This window comes from Chitinophaga chungangae (genome assembly GCF_017742215.1).
Taxonomy (GTDB): Bacteria; Bacteroidota; Bacteroidia; order Chitinophagales; family Chitinophagaceae; genus Chitinophaga; species Chitinophaga chungangae.
Genome location: NZ_JAGHKP010000004.1, coordinates 1 through 22022, shown reverse-complemented (window position 1 = coordinate 22022; position 22022 = coordinate 1). Strand labels below are relative to the sequence as shown.

Annotated in this window: 16 protein-coding genes; 4 read left to right on the top strand and 12 right to left on the bottom strand. The window is 53.7% G+C overall.

All coding sequences use genetic code 11. The features are described 5' to 3' along the window. Positions 1 to 21: 21 nt before the first annotated feature. The gene (locus J7I43_RS19830; RefSeq protein ID WP_209147603.1) at positions 22 to 5583 is read right to left on the bottom strand and encodes an alpha-2-macroglobulin family protein; all 5562 of its coding nucleotides are present in this window, start codon (positions 5581 to 5583) and stop codon (positions 22 to 24) included. Positions 5584 to 5626: 43 nt separating this feature from the next. Then, positions 5627 to 7099: an ATP-binding cassette domain-containing protein gene (locus tag J7I43_RS19825; protein ID WP_209147602.1), complete on the bottom strand. Its 1473-nt coding sequence runs from the start codon at positions 7097 to 7099 to the stop codon at positions 5627 to 5629. Positions 7100 to 7207: 108 nt separating this feature from the next. Between J7I43_RS19825 and J7I43_RS19820 the strand changes: the two genes are divergently transcribed. Further along, complete coding sequence (locus J7I43_RS19820; RefSeq protein ID WP_236023442.1) at positions 7208 to 7654, top strand: GNAT family N-acetyltransferase; 447 nt, start codon at positions 7208 to 7210, stop codon at positions 7652 to 7654. A gap of 535 nt (positions 7655 to 8189) precedes the next feature. Next, complete coding sequence (locus J7I43_RS19815) at positions 8190 to 9296, top strand: SMI1/KNR4 family protein (RefSeq protein WP_209147601.1); 1107 nt, start codon at positions 8190 to 8192, stop codon at positions 9294 to 9296. 100 nt (positions 9297 to 9396) lie between these two features. On the opposite strand, the gene J7I43_RS19810 is transcribed toward J7I43_RS19815, so the two are convergent. From J7I43_RS19810 to J7I43_RS19770, 9 genes are all read right to left on the bottom strand, one after another. Beyond that, positions 9397 to 10104 (bottom strand): DUF6048 family protein, encoded by a 708-nt coding sequence (locus J7I43_RS19810; RefSeq protein WP_209147600.1) that lies wholly within the window; start codon positions 10102 to 10104, stop codon positions 9397 to 9399. Further along, positions 10076 to 10546, bottom strand: coding sequence for a DUF6452 family protein (locus J7I43_RS19805; protein ID WP_209147599.1), 471 nt, complete (start codon positions 10544 to 10546; stop codon positions 10076 to 10078). The genes J7I43_RS19810 and J7I43_RS19805 overlap by 29 nt, the downstream gene beginning before the upstream one ends. A gap of 24 nt (positions 10547 to 10570) precedes the next feature. Further along, entirely contained in the window at positions 10571 to 13387 is a 2817-nt protein-coding gene (gene uvrA / locus J7I43_RS19800) for an excinuclease ABC subunit UvrA (RefSeq protein WP_209147598.1), read from the bottom strand. Between the two features lie 359 nt (positions 13388 to 13746). Beyond that, a complete protein-coding gene (locus tag J7I43_RS19795; protein WP_209147597.1) occupies positions 13747 to 14001 on the bottom strand; it encodes a hypothetical protein in 255 nt (84 codons plus the stop codon). A gap of 609 nt (positions 14002 to 14610) precedes the next feature. Beyond that, positions 14611 to 15873, bottom strand: coding sequence for a beta-ketoacyl-ACP synthase II (gene fabF / locus J7I43_RS19790; RefSeq protein ID WP_209147596.1), 1263 nt, complete (start codon positions 15871 to 15873; stop codon positions 14611 to 14613). A gap of 123 nt (positions 15874 to 15996) precedes the next feature. Then, the gene (locus J7I43_RS19785; protein ID WP_209147595.1) at positions 15997 to 17481 is read right to left on the bottom strand and encodes an MBOAT family O-acyltransferase; all 1485 of its coding nucleotides are present in this window, start codon (positions 17479 to 17481) and stop codon (positions 15997 to 15999) included. A 3-nt stretch (positions 17482 to 17484) separates the two neighbouring features. Next, positions 17485 to 18615: a GDSL-type esterase/lipase family protein gene (locus J7I43_RS19780; protein WP_209147594.1), complete on the bottom strand. Its 1131-nt coding sequence runs from the start codon at positions 18613 to 18615 to the stop codon at positions 17485 to 17487. A gap of 25 nt (positions 18616 to 18640) precedes the next feature. Continuing rightward, complete coding sequence (locus J7I43_RS19775; protein WP_209147593.1) at positions 18641 to 20002, bottom strand: SGNH/GDSL hydrolase family protein; 1362 nt, start codon at positions 20000 to 20002, stop codon at positions 18641 to 18643. A gap of 67 nt (positions 20003 to 20069) precedes the next feature. Beyond that, positions 20070 to 20579 carry a glucosaminidase domain-containing protein gene (locus J7I43_RS19770; protein WP_209147592.1) on the bottom strand — a complete coding sequence of 170 codons (510 nt, stop codon included), beginning with the start codon at positions 20577 to 20579 and terminating at the stop codon, positions 20070 to 20072. A 215-nt stretch (positions 20580 to 20794) separates the two neighbouring features. On the opposite strand from J7I43_RS19770, the gene parS reads away from it, so the two are divergent. Further along, entirely contained in the window at positions 20795 to 21304 is a 510-nt protein-coding gene (gene parS / locus J7I43_RS19765) for a type II RES/Xre toxin-antitoxin system antitoxin (protein ID WP_209147591.1), read from the top strand. Between the two features lie 3 nt (positions 21305 to 21307). Beyond that, positions 21308 to 21766, top strand: coding sequence for an RES family NAD+ phosphorylase (locus tag J7I43_RS19760; protein WP_209147590.1), 459 nt, complete (start codon positions 21308 to 21310; stop codon positions 21764 to 21766). 170 nt (positions 21767 to 21936) lie between these two features. Here J7I43_RS19760 and J7I43_RS19755 read toward each other — a convergent pair. Then, positions 21937 to 22022, bottom strand: an 86-nt coding sequence (locus tag J7I43_RS19755; protein WP_209148395.1) for an IS3 family transposase, incomplete at its 5' end; no start/stop codon positions are given.

Genomic DNA, 22022 nt, shown 5'->3' with positions numbered 1-22022 from the left:
GCCCTGTTGATGAAATGTTTCTTATTTCGTTACTTCCACCCACTTGCCCGGCACGAACGCGTGGATGGTGTTGTCGTACATCGCTTCGCAGGAAGCGGCGGGCAGGTAATACCGGCCCAGGTATGCCGCATTGAGCAATACCTGGTAAGTCACGGTTTTGGATTCTTCCAGGTTGAAGTAGGTGAACACACGGTCGTCGCGAACGTCGCGGTAAGTGTACGGCGACGAGGTGACGGTGCTGTCGTTGCCCAAGAGGCGGGTGTTGATAATCTCCCATCCGGAGGGGAACACCTGCGTGAGCGCCATTTGTTCGTAGTAGCCGCGTTTGCCCGGGTTGCGGATGGTGACGGTGGCCACGAAGTCCGTTCCCTGTTTCAGCTGTTCGATGCTGAGCGGTTTGCCTGCACGGGTGTTGTATTGCACGTTCATGCCGAGAATTTCAGGGTTATTGTCCGCGTACGGGTTTTGCCCCGCTTCCGGCTGCCCGCGCAGGATGAGGCGTACGTACAACACGTTCTGCCCTTTATTCTGAATGCCCGCCGCACCGCTTCCGGAAGTGAAGGCCACCGGCGTTTGCGAAAGGTAGGAAGCTGCATTTACGTTTCCGCCTTTTCCATTGATCGAATAGCTGAACGCCATTTTGCTGCCTTTGTTCACCCCGCAGAATTTCGCGATGGCAACCAGCGAATACGCGGTGGTTTGCGTGCTGTACCAGGTTTCTTTGCCAAGTTCGGCGGCTACCTGTTTCAGCAGGCTGTTGGCGGCGTTGCGCTGGTCCATAATGGTGAGCACTTCGAGTATCATGGCTTTGTCCCGCAGGTCTGAGCCGTAAGTGCCGCTTAATTGCGTATATGCAGCCACGTTAGTGCTCAATCCTTTGATGAGCGCGTTGGCCGCTTCGGTTTGCCCGGCCATTTTGTATGCGCCGGCAAGGCGCCAGCGGGCGGGGACGGATAAATGCTGGAATTCCTTCAGCCGGTTCATCGCGCCCAGCTCGGGCGTTTTAGCCATGGCCAGCAGGTAAAGCCGGTAAGCCTGCACCAGGTCGCCGCCATAATACGTATAACTGCTGGGCGACCAGCTTTGCGCCTTGTTGCGCTGGTATTTTTTCCATTGGTCGAGGAAACCCGGGGGCAGCGCATAACCCGCGGCCTGGGCTTCGAGCATGAAGTGGCCCGCGTAGTTGGTGCTCCATTCGTCTGCCGAGCTGGCGCCGGGCCAGTAGCCCATCCCGCCGTCTGTAAGCTGGAAACCCCTGAGTTTATTGATGCCGGCTTTTACGTTGCGGTCTATTTGCTGTTTCTGCCGCTCGCTGAGGTCCATCAGGTTGTTCAAAGCCAGTTGCGGGAACACGCCGGAAGTGGTTTGCTCCACGCAGCCGTGCGGGTATTGTATCAGGTATTCGAGGCGTTTGCCGAGGTTGAGCGCGGGAATGGTAGACACTTCCAGCACACCGGTATTGGTGCCTGCCATGCCCACCGGCATGAAGTTGGTGTTCCACGCCGCGCCCGGTTCCAGCGTATGTTCGATCACATTGGTGAGATATGGGTTCGGGTTGCGCACGTCCAGCTCCACGTTTTCTTCGGCCCGCTCCTTCCCGCTGGTGGCAACGATCTTGAACTTGCCGATGCCTACCTGCGACCGGATCTTCACATCGAAATACACCACCTGCTCGCCCGGTTTCGGGAAACTCACCTGTTTGGTGTTTTCGCCTACCACTTCGAAGTATGGGTTAGACGACAGCGTAACGTTCGCCTGCCGCACATGCGGCTCAAGACCGAACACCGTTACCGGCAATTGGATCGTCTCCCCGGGACCCAACACTCTCGGCACCGTCGCCAGCAGCATCAGCGGTTTTTTCACGGAAGTGGTCTTTTCCGCATTGCCGTATGCACCTTCCTGCCCGGCCACTACCATGGCTTTCACGGAACCGATGTAAGGCGGCAGTTTAAAATTATGTGTTTGTTTTTCTCCTTTTTTGAGATAGAAAGGTCCCATGAATTGCACCACGGGTTTGAAGCGGTTGGCTTTGGCGGTGCTGGCGTTTTTGTTGAGACTTTCGTCGCCGCCGATGCTGAGTATCCGCTCCAGGTCCGCGCCCCAGGCGCCGATTACGTAGTCGAACAGATCCCAGGTTTTTACGCCGAGCGCTTCGCGCGCATAAAACGCGCTGTGCGGGTCCGGTGTTTTGAAGCGTGTGAGGTCCAGCAGCCCTTCGTCTACGATGGCAATGGTGTACGTCATGGCTTTGCCGCCGGATTCAGACACGGAAATGGAAGCGTTCGTTTCGGGCCGCAGCGTGGCAGGCAGGTTCACAACGGGTTTGAGGATGGTATTGGGATCTTCCACCAATATGGGAATCGTGCCGTACATACGTATCGGCAGGTCGTTGGCGGTTTGCGCGTGCGGCTGCAACAGGCTCACGTTCACGTAGATGTTCGGCGCCATGTCTTTCTCTGCTTTGAACTTATACACGGTCTGCCCTTTTTCGGTGCCGATCCAGTCGGTTTTGATCACCTTGCTGCCTGATTCGATGCTGATGAGACCGCGGCCGCCTTCGCTGCTGGGGATGGTGAGCACCACGTCTTCCCCCACGTTGTATTTCGTTTTGTTGGAAGTGAACACCAGCATGGCCGCTTCGGCGGGATTTTCCTTCTGCAGGCGCTCCGCGTAGTTCGGCCAGTCCAGGTACACGCTTTGCCCGGTGATATGCCCGCTTTCGAGGTCTTTCACGCGAATGAGGAAGCGGCCCCAGGCGGGCTGGCGCACCATCAGCGGCCAGGCGCCTTTGCCGTTCTTCAATGTTATTTTCTGCGTTTGTATCAGCTGGTTGTAATTATCGTCGGTGAAATTGCTGTAGTCGTTATCGCTTTCGTCCCACCACCAGCGCCAGCGGATCTTGTAAAGCTGCACTTCCACTTCGCGGGTGCCGCCCACGTATTTCCCGGACGCATCTACGTTCACGATGCTTACCTGGTGCGTTTTGTCGGTGGGCAGCATGCCGGTGAGGCGGTCGCCTTCGGGCGCGGCCACGCCTACGTATGAATCGAACACGTGGTAGGGCATGGAAAAATGATCGATGCTGAAATCGCCGCCGGGCTCAAACACTTTCACTTCGAAATTCGCTTTCAAAACGCCGGGGGCGCGCTCGCCCACGGGAATGGCGGCCGACACGGGCGCGTTTCCGTCTTCATTCAGGCTGGCGTCGAAAATGGTTTTGTTTTCGGTGCTGAAACGTTCGGTAGGATCATCGAATGTATACCCGTCGAATTTTGGGAAAGCAGTTCTGGATGAAGTGAGCGACACGTCTACCTTTGCTTTGAGGCTTTGCGCCGGGGCGCCGAAAAGCCAGGCGGCGGAAAGCGTGCCTTTCGGGCTTTCGTCTTTTACCAGCGCGGTTTTGTTGCCGAAGTCCAGCCGCACTTTCAGGCGGTTGGGCTTCACGGTTTCGATGCGGATATTTTTGCTGAAGATGGCGCCGCCCACTTTCACTTTGGCGAGCCAGCTGCCGGTAGGCACGTCCGCATCGGTGGCGGTATGAAAATTATACACGCCGTTGAGGGAAATATGTTGATTGAGGCGTTTGTACAGCTGGCCTTTCGGGTTGTACAATTCAAGCATCACGGGATGGTCCGGCGGCAATTTCCCCTCCCTGTCTTCGAGCATAAAAGTGAGGTACAGCGAATCACCGGGGCGCCATACGCCGCGTTCCCCATACAGGAAACCTTTGATGCCCTGCTGCACTTCCTCGCCTTTTACGTCGAAGCGGCCGAGCGGCAGGGAACTGCCGTCGTCGAGCTTGAGATAACCGCGCTCGTTGTCTTTTTTGGCGATCAGCAGGTAAGGTTTGCGTTTCAGCTCGAATTTCGCGAAGCCGTCGCCGTCGCTGCGGCTGGAAAAGATCACCTGCTGCTGGTAGTCGAGCAGTTCCAGTTCCACGCCGGATAAGGGTTTGGCGTCGCGGATGTCCGTCACGGCCACTACCATGCTGTTGTCGTTGCCACGTTTGGCGATCAGGCCGATGTTGGAGGAAATGATGTTGCGCGAAGCCCAGCGCTCCTTGTTGTAGTAGGAATTGGTGCAGGGATCGTCTCTTTCGCTCCAGCGGTAACCATAAGGGTAATAACTGTCGTAACGGCGCCAGAAGGCGTCGTCCCCGTCGATACTTTCCCCGTAATATTCTTCGTCTTCCTCACCGGAACTTTCTTCGTCCGTTTTTTTCGCGTCCGCGCAGCTGTACAGCGCATATTCTTTCCTGAAACCGATGGTAACGCGGTAGATCGCGCCGGGCTCGGTTTTGACGAGCTGCTCCAGGTCGAGGCTGAAACGCGTGCGCCTGTTGAGGCTCACGGATTTATCGTTGTCGAGGCGGATGGTTTTCTGTACAACGGGACTGCCTACACGACGCAATTCTTCATCGCCGTTGAGATTATTGCGCTGCAGGTATTGCGGGATGTTGTTCTCATAGATCTTTACTACCACCACATCCACGGCTTTCAGGCCGGTGGCATCGAACGGCATCACCAGTTTGCCGCTTTGCGGCATGATCACGCCTTTGCCGGGTATGCTCACCGAAGGAAGGCGGTTCTCGAAGTTGATGCTGGCGGTGAAGGATTTATCCAGCCTGTCGTCGAACGCGCTCATGATGCCTTCGTTCACCACTACCGTATAATTCCCTTCCAGCCGTTCGGGAGAATACACGCGCACTTCGCTGCCTTCGATGGTGTAACGCAGCCCGCTCTGCCCGCTGATGCTGATCAGCCCGTCCAGGTTCTGCGCGCCGTTGAGCGGGCAGCTGAACTGCACGAGCACATAATCTTCCGGGTCGTACACGGGTTTGATGTCCATCACTTTAAAATCCCCGATGGCGGGCACTTCTATCTCGCGGTCGTCTTTCAGGTCCGAGCCGATGCTCTGCCCGTTCCAGCTGATGTGCATGTTGCCGGCCACGGTTTTGCGGATAATGTTATTGATCGTGAATTTCGAGATGCGCTGGGCTACGTCATGCTGCCAGGTAATAGTTGGTTTGGAGCCGTCGTATCGCACGGCGATGATCTTTTCGATGGCTTGCACGTCTTCCGCGTCCGCGGTGTGCACGGCGCCGTAGAAATTCATGCGGTCTTTGCTGGTATTGGCGCTTTTCAGGCCCATCAGCTCCACCTCAAACGAGGGTTTCATCACCTGGAACTCAAATTCGAACACTTTCAGATCGGAAGGCACCGTCATCACTTTGCCCAGCCTGAACTTCGCCTGGTAGGTCTTTCCCGGCTGCAGGTTCTGGTCCGGCCTGAATTCCAGCGTGGTCGCGTCTACCCAAAACGCCTTCCCTTTGATGGCGGGCGAGAAGGAAAACACTTCGTCTGCCACGGGATCGTTCTGCGCGTGCGTCACGTTCACTTCGCCGGTCAGCTGCACGCGGATGGCGCTTTGTTTGGAAATAACCCCGGAGGTATAGGCGTAGATGTATTTGACGAAAGCCGGGTTCACTTCTTTGGCTTTGGTCTTACATCCGGCGAAAAAGGCCGCCATGGCGGTGCAAAGGAACAGGCATGCGAGGGTGAGGGGCCGTGTGTTCGGGCGCATAGTGTGTAGGTTTTAAAGGACGAAAGAAAACAAGTATTCGAATTTAGATCATTTTCCCGTTGCGGATGCGTAAAAAACGGTTCACAGGCGCGGGCAACTCTTCCTCGTAGTGCGTCACGTAGATGAGCGTTACGGGAATGTATTCGCAGAGGGATTCGATCACTTTTTTGAAATGGAGTTTCTGGTGAGTGTCCAGCCCCTGGCAGGGCTCGTCGAAAATGAGCAGCGGCGGGTTCTTCACCAGCGCACGCGCCAGCAGCACGAGGCGCTGCACGCTTTCGGGCACATGTTTGAACTGCGTGGCGGCGTGACCGTTAATTTCGAGCAGCTGCATCCAGCCGAGGGCCTTTTCGAGCTGTTCGGGGGTGCAGGAGCGCATGTAGCCGATGGTGTCGTAAAAGCCGGAGCCGGCCACCTGGAGGCAGGTGGCGTTGGAATCGAAGTACTGGTGCAGCTCGGGGGATACGAAGCCGATCTTCTTTTTAATGTCCCAGATGCTTTCCCCGCTGCCCCGCCGCCGATCGAACAGGCTGATGCGGTTGGCGTAAGATTGCGGATTGTCTGCATTGATGAGGCTCAGCAGGGTGCTTTTGCCGGAGCCGTTCGGGCCCAGCAGGGCCCATTTTTCCCCGGGCCTGACAAGCCACTGAATGCCGTCGAGTATGGTGTTTTCACCGTATTTTACGTGGATGTCCTCCATTTGCACGATGTGCCCGTAATCCCGGGGCTGCGCATCGGCCGTGAGACGGCGGAGCAGTTCGGGGTCGAAGTCCAGTGCGGGGCCGGGCTCTTCGGGCCGGTATTGGGCCAGGAACTCGCCGCGGGTAAAGGTGCCGGTTACACGCCCTTCGTCCAGGCAAAGTACATGGGTGATGCTGGGGGGTATTTCGGAGGGGGAAGTAACGAGCACCACGGTGGCGCCGGAAGCGGCCACATGGTCTACGATGCCGTGAAACGCCTGCCGGCTTTGCACGTCGAGGCCGATGAAGGGGTTATCGAGCAACAGCAGTTCCGGTTTTTGCAGCAATGCCCGGGCGATCATCACGCGGCGGGTTTCGCCGTTGGACAGCTTGATCAGCTCCTTATCGCGCAGGCGCCCGATCTGCAGGGGAGCCAGCGCGGGATCATCCGTTTGCCCGTCCAGGTATTGGTGAACGGTGGGCGCATCGGAAGAATCCATGCTGTTGAAACGCTGCTGGTAATAAAAATCGGAGGTATGCGATAAATTTTTGAAATCGTGGTGATGCCCTACCATGGCTATCAGGCGGCGATAATTGAAGTACGGGTCGGTAATTTCATGGGTTTCCTGGTATCTGTCGTAAAAATAATGACGAATACTGCCGTTGATCACATTATTTTTGCCAAGAATTGTATGTAGAAGGCTGGTCTTCCCTGAACCGCTTTTCCCGGTAACGGCCCAATGCTCTCCGGAACGGATATGCCAGGTAAGATCAGGAAAAAGGGTCGTAAACTGGTTGCGCACAGTGATGTGGTCCAGGGACAGAAAAGGAATCATACTACTATTCATCATTAACGGGGGAGGTTTCCGGGAGCCAATTTCGGCACTCTCTTTCAAAAATCAAACCCCGGAGATTGTAATTTTATCTTAAAGTTTACGCGCCTCATGGGAATCAGCTGGAGTATCAAAACGTTCGCCGAACTAAATAACGAAGAACTGTACGCGATATTACGGCTCCGCAGCGAAGTATTTGTGGTGGAGCAGCAGTGCGCCTACCTGGATATGGACAATTACGACCAGCGGGCGCTCCACCTGCAGGGGGTAAACGAAGAGGGGCTGGTGGCCTACACAAGGTTGTTTGCACCGGGTATTAAATTCGATATGGCGTCCATCGGGCGGGTGGTTTCGTCTCCATCTGCCAGGGGTAAGGGTTTTGGCCGTAAATTGATGGAAGTTTCGATTGCGGCGGTGGAGGAGAAATGGGGGAAAATCCCCATCAAGATTGGGGCACAGTTGTATTTACAGAAATTTTATGAATCTTTGGGATTCGTTCAGAGCAGTGAGATGTACCTGGAAGACGATATTCCGCACATTGAAATGATCAGGGCATGAAATACAGGCCACATGAGACCGCCCGGAGGCGGACAAATGGGGAATTTCAGATTTTTTTATGAATCTTTGGGATAGTTCAGAATACAAACACATGACGCCACTCGAACAAAATCAAATTGCGGATGGTTTCAGATTTTTTTAAATATTTGGGATAGCTCAGGATGGATAGGTGCATAAGGAAAACAAATCCCGCGCATTAAAACGATCAGAGCTTAAATTAATACAGATAATTCAAACACATGACGCCACTCGAACAAAATCAAATTGCGGATGGTTTCAGATTTTTTTAAATATTTGGGATAGCTCAGGATGGATAGGTGCATAAGGAAAACAAATCCCGCGCATTAAAACGATCAGAGCTTAAATTAATACAGATAATTCAAACACATGACGCCACTCGAACAAAATCAAATTGCGGATGGTTTCAGATTTTTTTAAATATTTGGGATAGCTCAGGATGGATAGGTGTATAAGGAAAACAAATCCCGCGCATTAAAACGATCAGAGCTTAAATTAATACAGATAATTCAAACACATGACGCCACTCGAACAACTGAATGCGATGTTACACGAAAAGTACCATACGCATCAGAAAGAGGAATACTCGGTAGAGCTGATGCCGGGCCTTTCCGACTCCGAAATCGATTACATCGCCAAACAACTCCGTACCAGAAATATACCTGACGAAATCCGGGAGTTGCTGCAATTCAGCAGCGGGTTCCTTTTTTACGGGCTGGACGCCATTACTTTCGACGCCACCCGCGATTTTGACCTCTACAATCTCGTCCCCAATTCCATCCGCATTGCGGGAGACGGCTACGGCAACCACTGGGTGCTCGACGTAGACCGCGACGGCAACTGGGGCAACGTTTTTTACGTGTGCAACGACCCCGCCGTGGTGGTGAAACAATCCGAAAACATCACCGAATTCCTGCAACAGCTGCACGAATATGGCAAAGAGATCAAAAAATCCAGCATCGACGTGGTGCATGAGATCGTGGTAAACGATATCTGGAACCGCGAAGACGGCCTCATTCCCCGGGACGAAGCCCGCTATTCCGAGGATACCGAACTGGCCGAGTTCGCCAAGCAGCTGCCTTTCAACTTCATGGTGGCCGACCTGCGCAACAAACCCGTAGGCGCCGGCTTCGCCTGGGGCAAATACGGGGCAGACAATCGGGGGATCATCCGTTACCGCGAAGGTTATCTTTGGGGCATTGAGAAAAAACAACCCCGCGGCGGATTTGGCGGCGGTGGCCGTGGTGGCTTCGGCGGCGGCGGCGGTCGCGGTGGATTTGGCGGCGGCGGCAACCGTGGCGGTGGCGGCGGACGTGGCGGCTTCGGCGGCGGCGGCAACCGTGGCGGCGGTTTTGATCGCGGCGGACGCGGCGGTGGCGGTTTTGATCGCGGCGGAAGCGGCGGTGGTGGCTACGACCGTGGTGGCGGCGGCGGATATGATCGCGGCGGCCGTGGTGGCGGTGGTTACGACCGTGGCGGGAGCGGCGGCGGATACGATCGCGGCGGAAGCGGCAGTGGCGGCTATGATCGCGGTGGCGGTGGTTACGACCGTGGCGGAAGCGGCGGCGGCGGATACGACCGTTCCTCCGGCGACGAGAAGATGCCAGAAGAATTTGACAGCTGAGCACCGGCCGTCACCTGCGGGTGATACGGCTAAGGTTTTTTATAACGGACCGGCCCGGAAACATCATGTTCCGGGCCGGTTTCTTTTTATAAAGATCGTTTTATTTCAGCTTCATCTGCTGCTTCACCTTGTACAGCGGGAAAAGGTACGAAATGGTGTATTGCACGTCGAAAGCGTTCCCCTTATACCCTTTCCCGAAGCCGGGAATAATGAGCGGCGGGAAGTCGCTTTTCGCCAGCGCACGGTTCAGCAGGATGCGGTCGTGCAGGCTCCAGCCAAGGTACAGGTTCTTCAGCACTTCCACCTTTATGCCCAGCGACAGCTCCACCCAGTGCCCCGTTTTGGTCGTGGAACCCACGCTGCCCACGTAATCGCCCCAATAATCGCTGTGGATATTGTAGCCCGGGACTTCGTACGTAAAAAGGGAAAAGCCGTATTTAAACCCGCCGTAAACCATAAAATTCTCCTTCGGCACCTGTTTTTTCAGCAGGTTGTAGTTCGCGCCGATAGAAATACCCACGCCGCTGCTTTTATAGGTATAATTGGTATCGGAATGATCGACGAGGTTATAGCTGAGGTCTGCGGCAAAATAGATCCGGTCTTTGTAACGCGCGTCGAGCGTAACGGTAGCGTCGCGGCGGTAGGGTTGGAAAAAGGGAATGACGAAACGGGTGAGGTCTACCCCCACACGCAAACCTGCAGGCACTTCCAGCATGATGGTCTTGATCGAATCCTTTTTCGACTGGGCCGTGGCGGTTACCGTGCACAACAGCAGCAGGCTAAAAATGCAGTATGATCGTATTTTCATTTTCTTCCGTTACTTGCTTACTGGTAATTTCTACAGATTTTACAACATGCGTGGTGGAAAATACTGTGTCGATATTAAAATACATCACTACCCCGCAGCCCGCGGAAATGAATTTGGGCTGGCGCGCGTAGCGGAAGGTGAGCGTATCGGCTATTTTAGCTGAATCAGTCTGGAAATAATACCGGGCGCTATCCGTCAGCCTGTCCAGCTGGAACTGCATGCCGGTAAGACCGGGCCTTTTTGCATAAATGCTGTCTTTCCCCAGCGCAAACAGCGTCAGTTTCGGGAAAGCGGTATCTTTTTCGACGTTATTATTATTTGGATTGAGATAACGGAAGCGGGCACGCGCTTCGGTGCGCGTGTCCAGGTCGCAAACCTTGGTATCGTCGTCGCAGGCGGTAAGCACTGCTACGAGAACCGCTATCAGCATTACATATTTCATACAGCAATTTGTTGGCACGGCCGCCTATTTCTTTAGTTCTTTTTTCAAAAATACGGCGGTATGGGATTCTTTGCATTTGCTGACCTCTTCGGGTGTTCCGGTGCAAAGTATCTGCCCCCCTCCTTCGCCGCCTTCCGGCCCGAGGTCTACCACGTAATCCGCCACTTTCACCACATCCAGGTTATGCTCGATCACCAGCACGGTGTTGCCGCGCTCTACGAGTTTGTTCAGCACGTTCAGCAGCAGCTGAATGTCCTGGAAATGCAGACCCGTGGTGGGCTCGTCGAGGATGTAAATGGTTTTGCCGGTATCTTTTTTAGACAGCTCGGTGGCTACTTTCACGCGCTGGGCCTCGCCGCCGGAAAGGGTTACCGCGCTTTGGCCGATCGTGATGTAACCAAGACCCACATCCTGCAGGGTCTTGATCTTGCGGTAAAGATAAGGCACGGCCTGGAAGAACTCTACGGCTTCTTCCACCGTCATGTCCAGCACATCGCTGATGGATTTCCCTTTATAACGGATTTCGAGGGTTTCGCGGTTGTACCGGCGCCCGTTGCATTTTTCGCAATGCACGTACACATCCGGCAGGAAGTTCATTTCGATCACCCTTACGCCGGCGCCTTCGCAAACGTCGCAGCGGCCGCCTTTTACGTTGAACGAAAAACGCCCCGCATTGTACCCCCTGATCTTGGCTTCGGGCACCGCTGCAAACAACTGGCGTATTTCCGTAAAGAAGCCGCAGTATGTGGCCGGGTTGCTTCTCGGCGTGCGGCCGATGGGGCTTTGGTCTATTTCGATCACCTTGTCTATTTCCTCCAGCCCTTTGATGCTTTTGTAAGGCATCGGCACGAGTTTGGAATCATAGGCGTGTTTGGAGAGGATGGGGTAAAGGGTTTCGTTGATGAGGGTGGATTTTCCGCTGCCTGAAACGCCCGTTACGCAGGTAAACACGCCCAGCGGCAGTTTCAGCGTAACGTTCTTCAGGTTGTTGCCGGTGGCGCCTTTTAGTTCCAGGAACTTGCCATTGCCTTTACGGCGTTTTTCCGGCACGGGTATTTCGCGGATGCCATTGAGATACCCGGCGGTGGCCGTGTCCAGCTTCAGCATTTCGTCCGGGTGGCCCTGCGCCACCACGCTGCCGCCGTGTATGCCCGCGCCCGGACCGATGTCTATCAAATGGTCCGCGTGCAGCATAATGTCTTTATCGTGCTCCACCACGATCACCGTGTTGCCCATGGTTTTGAGATTACGCAGCGCGTCGATGAGGCGCATATTGTCCCGCTGGTGCAGGCCGATGCTGGGCTCGTCGAGGATGTAGGTGATGCCCATGAGTTGGGAGCCTATCTGCGTGGCAAGACGGATGCGCTGGCTTTCGCCGCCGCTGAGCGTGCGGGTGGCGCGGTTAAGCGTGAGGTAGGTGAGGCCTACGTCCAGCAAAAAGCCGAGGCGCTCGCGGATCTCCTTGAGCACGTCTTTGGCGATGGCGTTCTGTTTTTTGTCCAGGCGTTTCTCAATATCGGAAAACCAGATGGCGAGTTTGCTCAGGTTCATTTCGCCCAGTTCGGAAATATTATGCCCGTCTACCTTGAACATCAGGCTTTCCTTTTTGAGGCGGGCGCCATTGCATTCGGGGCAGGTGGAAAGTTTCATGAACCCTTCGGCCCAGTTGCGTACTGCGTCGGACGAAGTGTCGTTGAAATAGCGGCGCACCATGTTTACGATGCCTTCAAATTCGGTGGCGTACATTTCCGCGCCGTTCTCTTCGAAGCCCATGTCTACTTCCAGTTTGCCGTTCTCGTCTCCGAACAGGAGCACGTTCATAGCGTTTTCCGGGATTTTTTCGATGGGCGCGGCGAGAGAGAATTTATATTTTTTAGCGAGCTGCTGGATCTGCTTGAAAGTAAAGGTGTCCCTGGCTTCGCCGAGCGGGGCGAGGCCGCCGTCGTTGATGGATTTGGTGCGGTCCGGCAGCACTTCGTCCATGTCTATCTGGTAAATAGTGCCGAGGCCTTTGCAGCGCGGACAGGCGCCGTACGGGGAGTTGAAGGAGAAGGTGTTGGGTGAGGGTTCCTCGTAAGAAATACCTGTGTCTTCGCACATCAACTGGCGGCTGTATTGATTCACTTTGCCGGTGTCGTGGTCCATGATGAACATGAGGCCTTTGCCCATCTGCAGCGCTTTCTGAATGCTCTGGCTGATGCGCACGCGCGCGTCTTCCTGTACCTGTATGCGGTCTATCACCAGTTCGATATCGTGGATCTTGTAGCGGTCTACCTGCATGCGTTCTTTCAGGTCGAGCACTTCGCCGTCTACCCGTACTTTCACGAAACCCTGTTTGCGCACCTGTTCGAACAGTTCGCGGTAATGGCCTTTGCGGCCGCGCACGAGCGGGGCGAGTATCACCAGTTTCTTTTTAGGGAAATTGGCGAAGATATGGGCCATGATCTCTTCTTCGGAAAAACGCGTCATGCGTTTGCCGGTGTTGTAGGAGAAGGCTTCGCCTACGCGGGCGTAGAGGAGGCGGAGGAAGTCGTATATCTCGGTGATGGTGCCCACGGTGGAACGCGGGTTTTTGTTGGTGGTTTTCTGCTCGATGGAGATCACGGGTGAAAGGCCCATGATCTTGTCCACGTCCGGCCGTTCCATATCGCCGATAAACTGGCGGGCGTAGGCGGAAAAGCTCTCCATATACCGGCGCTGGCCTTCGGCGTAAATGGTGTCGAATGCGAGAGAAGATTTTCCGCTGCCGCTGATACCGGTGATCACCACCAGGCTGTTCTTCGGGATGCGGATATCCAGGTTTTTAAGATTATGCTCCCGGGCGCCGTACACTTCGATCATTTCCTCCTGTTGGTGAGCTGCCGGGGCGGGTTGTATTGTAGTTTTCTGCTTTTGTTTTGCCATATAGTTCCCGAACACGAAATTCAAAGTACTAAACTACGTATTTGTACAGGGAATGAAAAATAAAATGGCCGCTCACCGGGCGCGGAAATACCGCGAACGGCTATCTCGCTGATAATCAGGTGGATTTCGCGTTTTTCATGAGCTCTCTTTTTCCCTTCCCATGTTTCGGATATGTGACGGGGGGTGGGAGTTAATACCGGCAGCGGAGGGTTTAATAAGACCATTTGAATGGATTTGAATGAATGGGTATATCAGGAACGGGAGGATCACTCTCCCGTTCCTGTTTTTAGAAAATACTACCTGTCGCTTTTCCGCAACGCCTGTTGAGGCGCGGCGTACTGTTCGTACCGGATCAGGTTGCCGTTCCAGACGCCGTTGCTCAACTGACCGGTAAACGGCGGCGGGCAAAGCATCAGTACGGAATCCGGGTCGAGGTCTTCCAGGAAATTGTACTGAATGGGTTTTACGAGTTCATGCTGGGTTTGACAGGATACGGTTAACATTACAAAAGCGGCTGCCACCAGCCCGAAACTTTTTTTCAACTGTTTCATTTTTTCACGTGTGATTTAAAAGATTAAAAAATGGACTAAGGGCTCTCCGGGAGCCGGGTTAACAAGTAGTTCATCGTACATCCGGGTGATGCGTACGGGCCGTTCATTTCAACACTTTACAGACATGCATGTAAAGGATTTTTGCATTTTACTGCGGCAATCATCATGCAGCACGGCATAATTTCTCCTGTTGCAACATCCTGCCACCATCAACATTTCTCACAGCATTGCCCCCGCGGAATTTCTTCCGCCGGATCTTTCAATGCCGCTACAATACATGCGCCGGCAAAAACATAACAACCGGAAAAAACATCGCATCCTGCTGATAAAAACATCACAAAACATCCGTGAACATGCGCGAAAACGCTTGCCAGGTAAGGCATTCACAAACATCTGCAAATCGGTGCTGAATAAAACGGCGAGTACGCGGGTACACTAACAAACAAATCAAAACATCATTTTAATATTAAGGTTAACGGTCGTAAAATTAACGAATGTTTTTATTCACCGGCGGCAAAAACCGGGATATTTGATTTGATAATATGTAAAAATATAAAGGGGTGGAAGTTGTTATTCCCACCCCTTGAAAGAATATTACGTTCGTTGTTTTTATCCATTGAATTTCGCAAATGCTGCGATCGCATTGTGACCGCCGAAACCGAAGGTATTGCTCAGCGCTACATTCACCGTACGCTTCTGAGCCTGGCCCAGCGTAAGGTTCAGCCCTTCGGGAATGTCTTCGCCCAGCGCGGTCGTGTTGATGGTCGGCGGAACGATATCTTCCTGCACCGCCTTGATACAGGCGATCGCTTCAATCGCGCCGGCAGCGCCCAGCAGGTGACCGGTCATCGATTTCGTTGCACTGATGTTCAGTTTGGATGCATGCTCGCCGAACAGCGACTTGATCGCTTTCAGTTCGCTGATGTCGCCCAGCGGCGTAGAAGTAGCATGCGCGTTGATGTAGTCCACATCGGTGAGGGAAAGGCCGGCATCCGCCAGCGCTTCCTTCATGCCCAGCTGCGCGCCCACGCCTTCAGGGTGCGTTGCGGTAAGGTGATATGCGTCGCAGCTCATGGCACCGCCGACCATCTCTCCGTAGATAGTGGCCCCGCGGGCAATGGCATGATCGTAATCTTCAAGGATCACTGCGCCTGCGCCCTCGCCCATTACAAAACCGTCGCGGTCTTTATCGAAGGGGCGGGATGCATGCGCCGCATCGTCGTTGCGGGTGGAAAGCGCCTTGAGGGCGTTAAAACCGGCAATGCCCGCACGGGTGATCGGGCCTTCGGAACCGCCGGCAATGATCATATTGGCCTTGCCGAGGCGGATGTAGTTGAAAGCATCTACCAGCGCGCTGTTGGAAGAGGCGCAGGCAGAAACCGTGCAATAGTTGATGCCCATCAGGCCATATTTAATGGCGATCTGACCGGCCGCGATGTCTGAGATGAGCCTCGGGATGAAGAACGGGCTGAACTTCGGCACAAAGTTGGCCTGTGTGAACTCCACGATCTGGTCTTCGAAGGTTTGCATACCGCCGTTGCCAGACGCCCAGATCACACCGAATTTGCTGCGGTCGGTCTTTTCCAGGTCCACACCGCAGTGCTGGATCGCTTCCTGTGCCACCACCATCGCGTATTGCGTAAAGGTGTCCATTTTGCGGGCTTCCTTTTTTTCAATAAACGCTTCTATATCAAGCCCCTTCAGTTCACAGGCGAATTTCGTTTTGAATTCAGTGGTGTCGAACTTCGTTATCGGGCCCGCACCGCTCATTCCGGCTTTCAGGTTATTCCAGAACGTGTTCACATCATTACCGATCGGTGTGATAGCTCCCATTCCGGTTATCACTACTCTCCTCAGTGTAACAGTACGCATAAGTTTTACTTTAAAGACAAAAGTTAGGTCGCAAAGGTACTCACTTATTATCAGGTTTGAGCATACGCATGTAAAAAAAACAGCATACACTTCAGATTTTAAATGCGCTCACTATGAAAAGGCCTAAAACTGCAAATAAATCGGGATCATCGGCTCCAGCGTTTTCACCTCGTTCAGGAACCAGATGAACGTCACCATCACCGCCACCGAGGCCCAAACGGGCATCCGCTGCAGCCCCAGTTCCAGTTTCTTTTCCGCCACCGGCGGCAAAAAATGCAGGAAATAACCCGCCGCCATCAGAATAAACACCTGCGGATAGGCGCTTAACAGCTGTGGCAGCAGATGTCCCCGGAATTCGCCGGTGATCTGCCCCAGCAGCGTCCATGCGCCGCTGAAATGTTCCATCCTGAAAAATATCCAGCAGAAACACACCAGGTGGAAGGTAAACAGCACGCCCCCCGCCTTCCAGAGGCGCGCCCGCAACGGGGTTTCCCGCATCCAGCCGCGGGTTTTCTGCCATTGGACCCACAATTTGTCTATCCCCAAAGCGCCGCCGTGAACGCCGCCCCAACATATGAAATTCCAGCTGGCCCCGTGCCAGAAACCGCCGATCAGCATTGTCAGCATCAGGTTCACATACTGCCTGAGCGTGCCTTTGCGGTTGCCGCCCAGCGGGATGTAGATGTAATCTTTCAGCCACGAGGATAAAGAAATATGCCAGCGGCGCCAGAATTCGGTGATGGAGCTGCTCCGGTAAGGCTTATCGAAGTTCGCCGGCAGCCTGAAGCCCAGCCAGCGGGCAATGCCGATGGCCATATCGGAATAACCGGAAAAATCGCAGTAAATCACCAGCGCATAGGCATACACGCCAAACAGGCACTCGATGCCGGAATACCGGCCCGGGTCGTCGAAAATGTACTGCACGAAATTCTGGTTGATAAAATCGCTAAGCACTACTTTTTTGAACAGCCCGCTGATGATCAGGAACATCCCTTTCCCCACGTCTTCCATCTCCAGCACATACGGTTTCCTGATCTGCGGGATAAAGTCCGCAGCCCTTACAATGGGGCCCATCATCAGTTTCGGAAAGAAGGAAAGGAAAAAGAGATAATCCATGAATTTGTCCACCGGCTTGATCTCCCGCCGGTATACGTCTACGGTGTAACTGAGATTTTCGAAGGTGTAAAACGAAATGCCGATGGGCAGCACCAGGTTCAGCGGACTGATATTTCCCGCCGTTACATCGTTTATGACCTGTATGAAGAAGTTGGTGTATTTGAAATAACACAGCATGCCCACGTTGATCGCCACGCTGAACCACAGCAGGCGTTTGCGCACGGTGTTCCTTTCTTCGGTATGGATGCGGTTACTGATGTAAAAGTCCACGACGGCGGAAAGGATCACCAGCAGCACGTATTCGTTGCAGGCTTTGTAGAAAAAATAAAGCGAAAACAGCGTGAACACCCATACCCTGGCCCTTTCGTTCTTTCTCGCCAGCTGGTAACAAAACAGGAAAGCCGTGAAAAAATACAGGAAAAACGCGCTGTTGAAGAGGGGTAATTCCTCCCTGTTGTAAAGCAACAGCGATGTCAGGTTTTCAAAAGACATGGATTATGGTTTGACGTTTGTTTGGTTCCATTGTTCGTAAGAGGCCAGCACGGCTTCGGCGAGCAGCTGGCCCTGCAGGCCGTAACCGTAGGCGTTAAAATGCACGCGGTCGCCGCTCCAGGCACGGGCAAAACGCGCATCTGCCTTCATAGCGCCGAAAAGGTCCCAGTAAGCCCAGCCGTTTTCGTTGCACAGCGTGATCATTGCGTCGCGGAGGGTGGTGGCCTGGGGCACTTTCGTGTAACTAACGCGGTAGTATGTACGTTTTTTGCCTTTCTTTTTATATGGCACCTGCCGCTTTTTCATCATCCCCGAAGGTGGGGTGGTGAACAGGAAACGTACTTCCGGGTTGATCTTTTTCATTTCGCCGGTCATCTTTTCGATCTCCAGCCGCAGCTGCGCGGCAGCCACTCCCCCGAACGCTTCGTTCGTGCCCAGCGAAACGATCACCAGCGCGGGTTTCAGCAGTTCCATCTGCGAAACGGCAGTACGCCCGCCGAATTGATTGTAATGCGAGAACTGCGCGCCGTTGATGCCGATGGCATGATACAGTATTCCCGGCTCGCCGTTCTCCGCCACCGCACCGTAAAAACGCCCGATGAAAGAAAAGTTCGCCTTCGCCACGTTTCGCGCAGAATCTCCGTTCAATTCCGCCACGCGGAGATCTTTTTCCAGTTCGTCTTCAAACACGCTGCTGCTTTTATCTTCAGGCAGCATCGCTTTTCCTTCGAACCAGTATGTCATTTTTTTCACTGGCTGCCCCGTAAAGTTCAGCTGCGCCGGGCCTTCGGGCCTTCCGATCGAAATGCCGCCGGGGCCGGTCCACTGGCTGATGTTCCGCTGCACCATGCGTTCTTCGTTCCAGCGCACATTGCTGCTCCAGCGGTAGCCGTTCGGACCGTTGGTGCCGGCCAGGTTGTAGGGGAACACCCAGCCGGGGCCTGCGTCGCCGAATTTTTCCTGCAGCCTGTTTTTTACCGCATCCGGGAAAAAGCCGGCCTGCACATGCGAATCGCCCACATGCAGGATGGATATCACCGTGTCGCCGGTTTGCCGCATCAGGGCATACACCGGGTACAGGCTCGTGTCGTTGTACAGATGTTTGCGCTGCGCGAACGCCGCGCAACTGCCCATGAAAAACCAAACCAGTATGAGGCGTTTACATGTCCGCCTGCTGATATTCATCCATAATCGCTTTATATAAGAGGGCGCCTACTTTGGAAGCCCCGCGGAAATTAAAATGCGTGTAATCCCTGTTGGCCATCGCCGTGTCTACCCAGCGCGTCATGGCGCCTTCGCCGCCCATGGCCGAAAACAGGTTCCAGTAAGCGATGCTGCGGCTTTCGGCAAATTTATGCTGCACTTTCATCAGCGCTTTTACGCCGGGCGCGGTTACGTATTTGCCTTTCTTTTTGTAGGCTTTGTCTGCCGTGCCCACGATCAGGAAAGACGTTTGGGGGAAATACCTGCGCAGCGAATCCACCACTTTCACCATCGGTTTTTCGTACCAGTCGAACTTGGTGTTTTCGGGCCAGAACAGCACGTTGGCGCCGTAATGCAGCACGATGAGGTCGTACGGGCGCACATCCTGCAGCTCGTCCCACATGGTGCGGCTTAGTTTGCCGAGCTCTATGCCGCTGATGCCGCGGAAAGAATAGTTGTCGAGGAAAATGCCGCTGGGGCTTTCGAAACATACGCCGTAAAAGAGGGCGGGGTTTTCGTTGAGGAATTTGAGGGTGAGGGACCTTTGGGTGGAATCGCTCATGAACGAATAGGCGTTGATCTTGCCTTTGCCTTTCAGTTCCAGCGTTTTATTGTTCACGATAATGTTGCGCCGGCCTTTGCCGTACAGCAGGCTCACTTCCTCGAACTGGTCCAGCCGGTGATGTTTTACGGGCTGGTACCTTACCCAGCTTTCGGGCGCGGGCACAAAAGCGTGGCCGGAAGGGCCCAGCTCGGTACCGGCGGGCGGGTTGTTCCGGAAATGATAATCGGTCCAGTTGGGAGAAAAGCTGTGGGTGATGGTGGTGCGGAAGCCCGATACCACGGAAGTGGCGGGCACAAAACCCACGCCTTCGCCGCCGAAGTAGGCCTGCAGGCTGTCCCGCAGGTCGGCGGTGATGAGGTCGCCTTCTATCATGGAATCGCCGAAATACGCGATGCGTACTTTTTTCCGCCGGCCGGTTTTCAGTTCCTTCAGCGCGTGCATGAAATGTTGCATGCCGGCGCCCTCGTTCCCGGCGTTGAAGCCGTAGTCGAGAATGCCGGTGTAGGTCGCAAAGTCTTTATGGATAGGCGCCGCGAGCGAATCCGCTTTCAGCGAATCTGCCAGGGCCGCTTCGGCAACGAGGGCACTGTCTTCAACCGGCGCGCCTGTACGAAAATCGGCCAGGATGTCCAGCGGGCGGAGCGTATAGCCGCCGAAAGAAACGGTGTTATTGACGAGTGAGATCGCGGCAAGGCTGAGCAGGGTGCCCAGCACTATCTTAAATGGATAGGGATGTTTGTTTCCGGATGGCATAGTCGGCATATTGGTAGCAGGATCGTATACCCGGCCCGGTTATACCCCCGCATTACCCGGTACAAATCTATCGTTTTGCCAGATTTAATTCACCATCCAGCTCATATAATTTATATTTTTTGATCATAGACCGTACGCGGGTGATCCAGACGTTGCCTGCGGAGGAATAATTGGATTGGATCAGTTTCTCGAGCCAGGCGTTATAATCGGTGCTTCCTTTCATGGCCGGGTACCATTTTCTTTTCAGCACGATCTTCACAAAGGAACGGTACGAAGCGGAATCCGTTTCGAATTCGCGGTATACGCTGCGGTAGGTTTCGCCACGTTTGGCGAGGTTGTTTTTGCCTACGATCCCGAAGTGATTTTTCAGGAGTTTGGCGTTTTTGCTGGTGCCGTTGCCGGATTCCAGCATGGCGATGCCCAGTATCACGCTGGCGGGCACGCCGGTCTCTTTCATAAGGTTAACCGCAACGGGTGAGTACTTTTTGATGTAATTTTTGGGGGCTTTCTGCGCGGAGGCGGCTATAGTGGTAAACAGCAGGCCGCTCACGAGCAGGTTTTTTTTCTTTAAGAACATGCGTATATATTAAATCTACCAATCAGCACGTTTATAAGCGTATTCACCCCGCAATATTACAGCAATATGGATACATATCTTGTAATTGATATGTTAATCGGATGTAATTTAACGCGCCGCGAATGTCATTCGACTGGTTATCAACAGGAATGAAAAAAGCGGATGATTTTGAAAAACGGACAAATTATCTGTATCTTTGGGTAAAATTACCCATAATGATCAGGAGACACGACAAAAAAGAAGCGTTGGCCGCCCTTGCGCCGGCCTCGGCCTATACCGCCAGGGGCAACTTTTCCGTGTCCCAGTTCACCTGGTACCTGCTGGGCGCCGCCAGTTTCATTAAAGTAACGCCCACTTCCACCATCGACGTTTTCCGGATTCTTCATGAAGGCATTCCCAAAAGCGCCGTAGACCACTTCTCCCAATTCCTCGACATACCGATGACGCTCATGGCGCCTTTGCTGAACATGTCTTACAAAACGCTCATCCGCAAAAAAGAGGACGAGAAACTGGAAGACTACGTAAGCAGCCACATGTACGAGATCGCTGCTACCTATGCCATGGCTTTCGGCATTTTCCAGGACGCGGGCAAGGTCACCCGCTGGTTCAACAAGGAAAATAAAGCCCTCAGCAACCAGAAACCGTTCGACCTGCTCAATACTCCCACGGGCATCAAACTCGTCACCCAGGTGCTGGGCCGTTTGGAAGAAGGCGTTTATTCCTGATCTATGCTCATTTACCGAATCGTTCAAAACGAAGAAAGAACCCGCGACCTCTCCGGCACCGGCGCATTTAAATTCGGCGGCCGCTGGAACAATCCCGGCACTTTTGTGCTTTACGCCAGCGAAAACCGCTCGCTCGCCATGCTCGAAACCCTCGTGCATGTAGACGAATCGGAAATGCCCCCGGATATGTTCATTATGGAGATCGAAGTGAACGACAAAGCGCCCATCCTCTATTTCCCCGACGACAAACTCCCCGAAAACTGGATGGAAGCGGAAAATATCAAACTGAAAGAAGAAGGCGACGCGCTGATGAAAGACCTCCGTTACATCGGCGTAAAAGTACGTTCCGCCGTGCTGCAGCAGGAATACAATTACCTGCTCAACCCGCTGTTCCCGGATTTCAACCAGCTCGTCAAAGTCGAGAAGGTTACGCCCATCATCCCGGACATCCGGTTGTTCTGACACCTGTTCTTATACTATTTTAACACTCTCAGGATAGCGCTCTCCTATACCTCTCCGATACCCAACCTATACCGATCGTACAGGCGAAGGCTACGTGAATAAAATATCATAAAAAAAGCCGCCCTGAACTGTACTGCCCCCAAAAGTTTGGACGGATTAAATAATGAAGTTTAAGCGGCTTGAGTTCGGTATTGTACCGGGCTCAAGCCTTTTAATTTGAGTTTTATTCGGTCGTTGTTATAGTAACGGATGTATT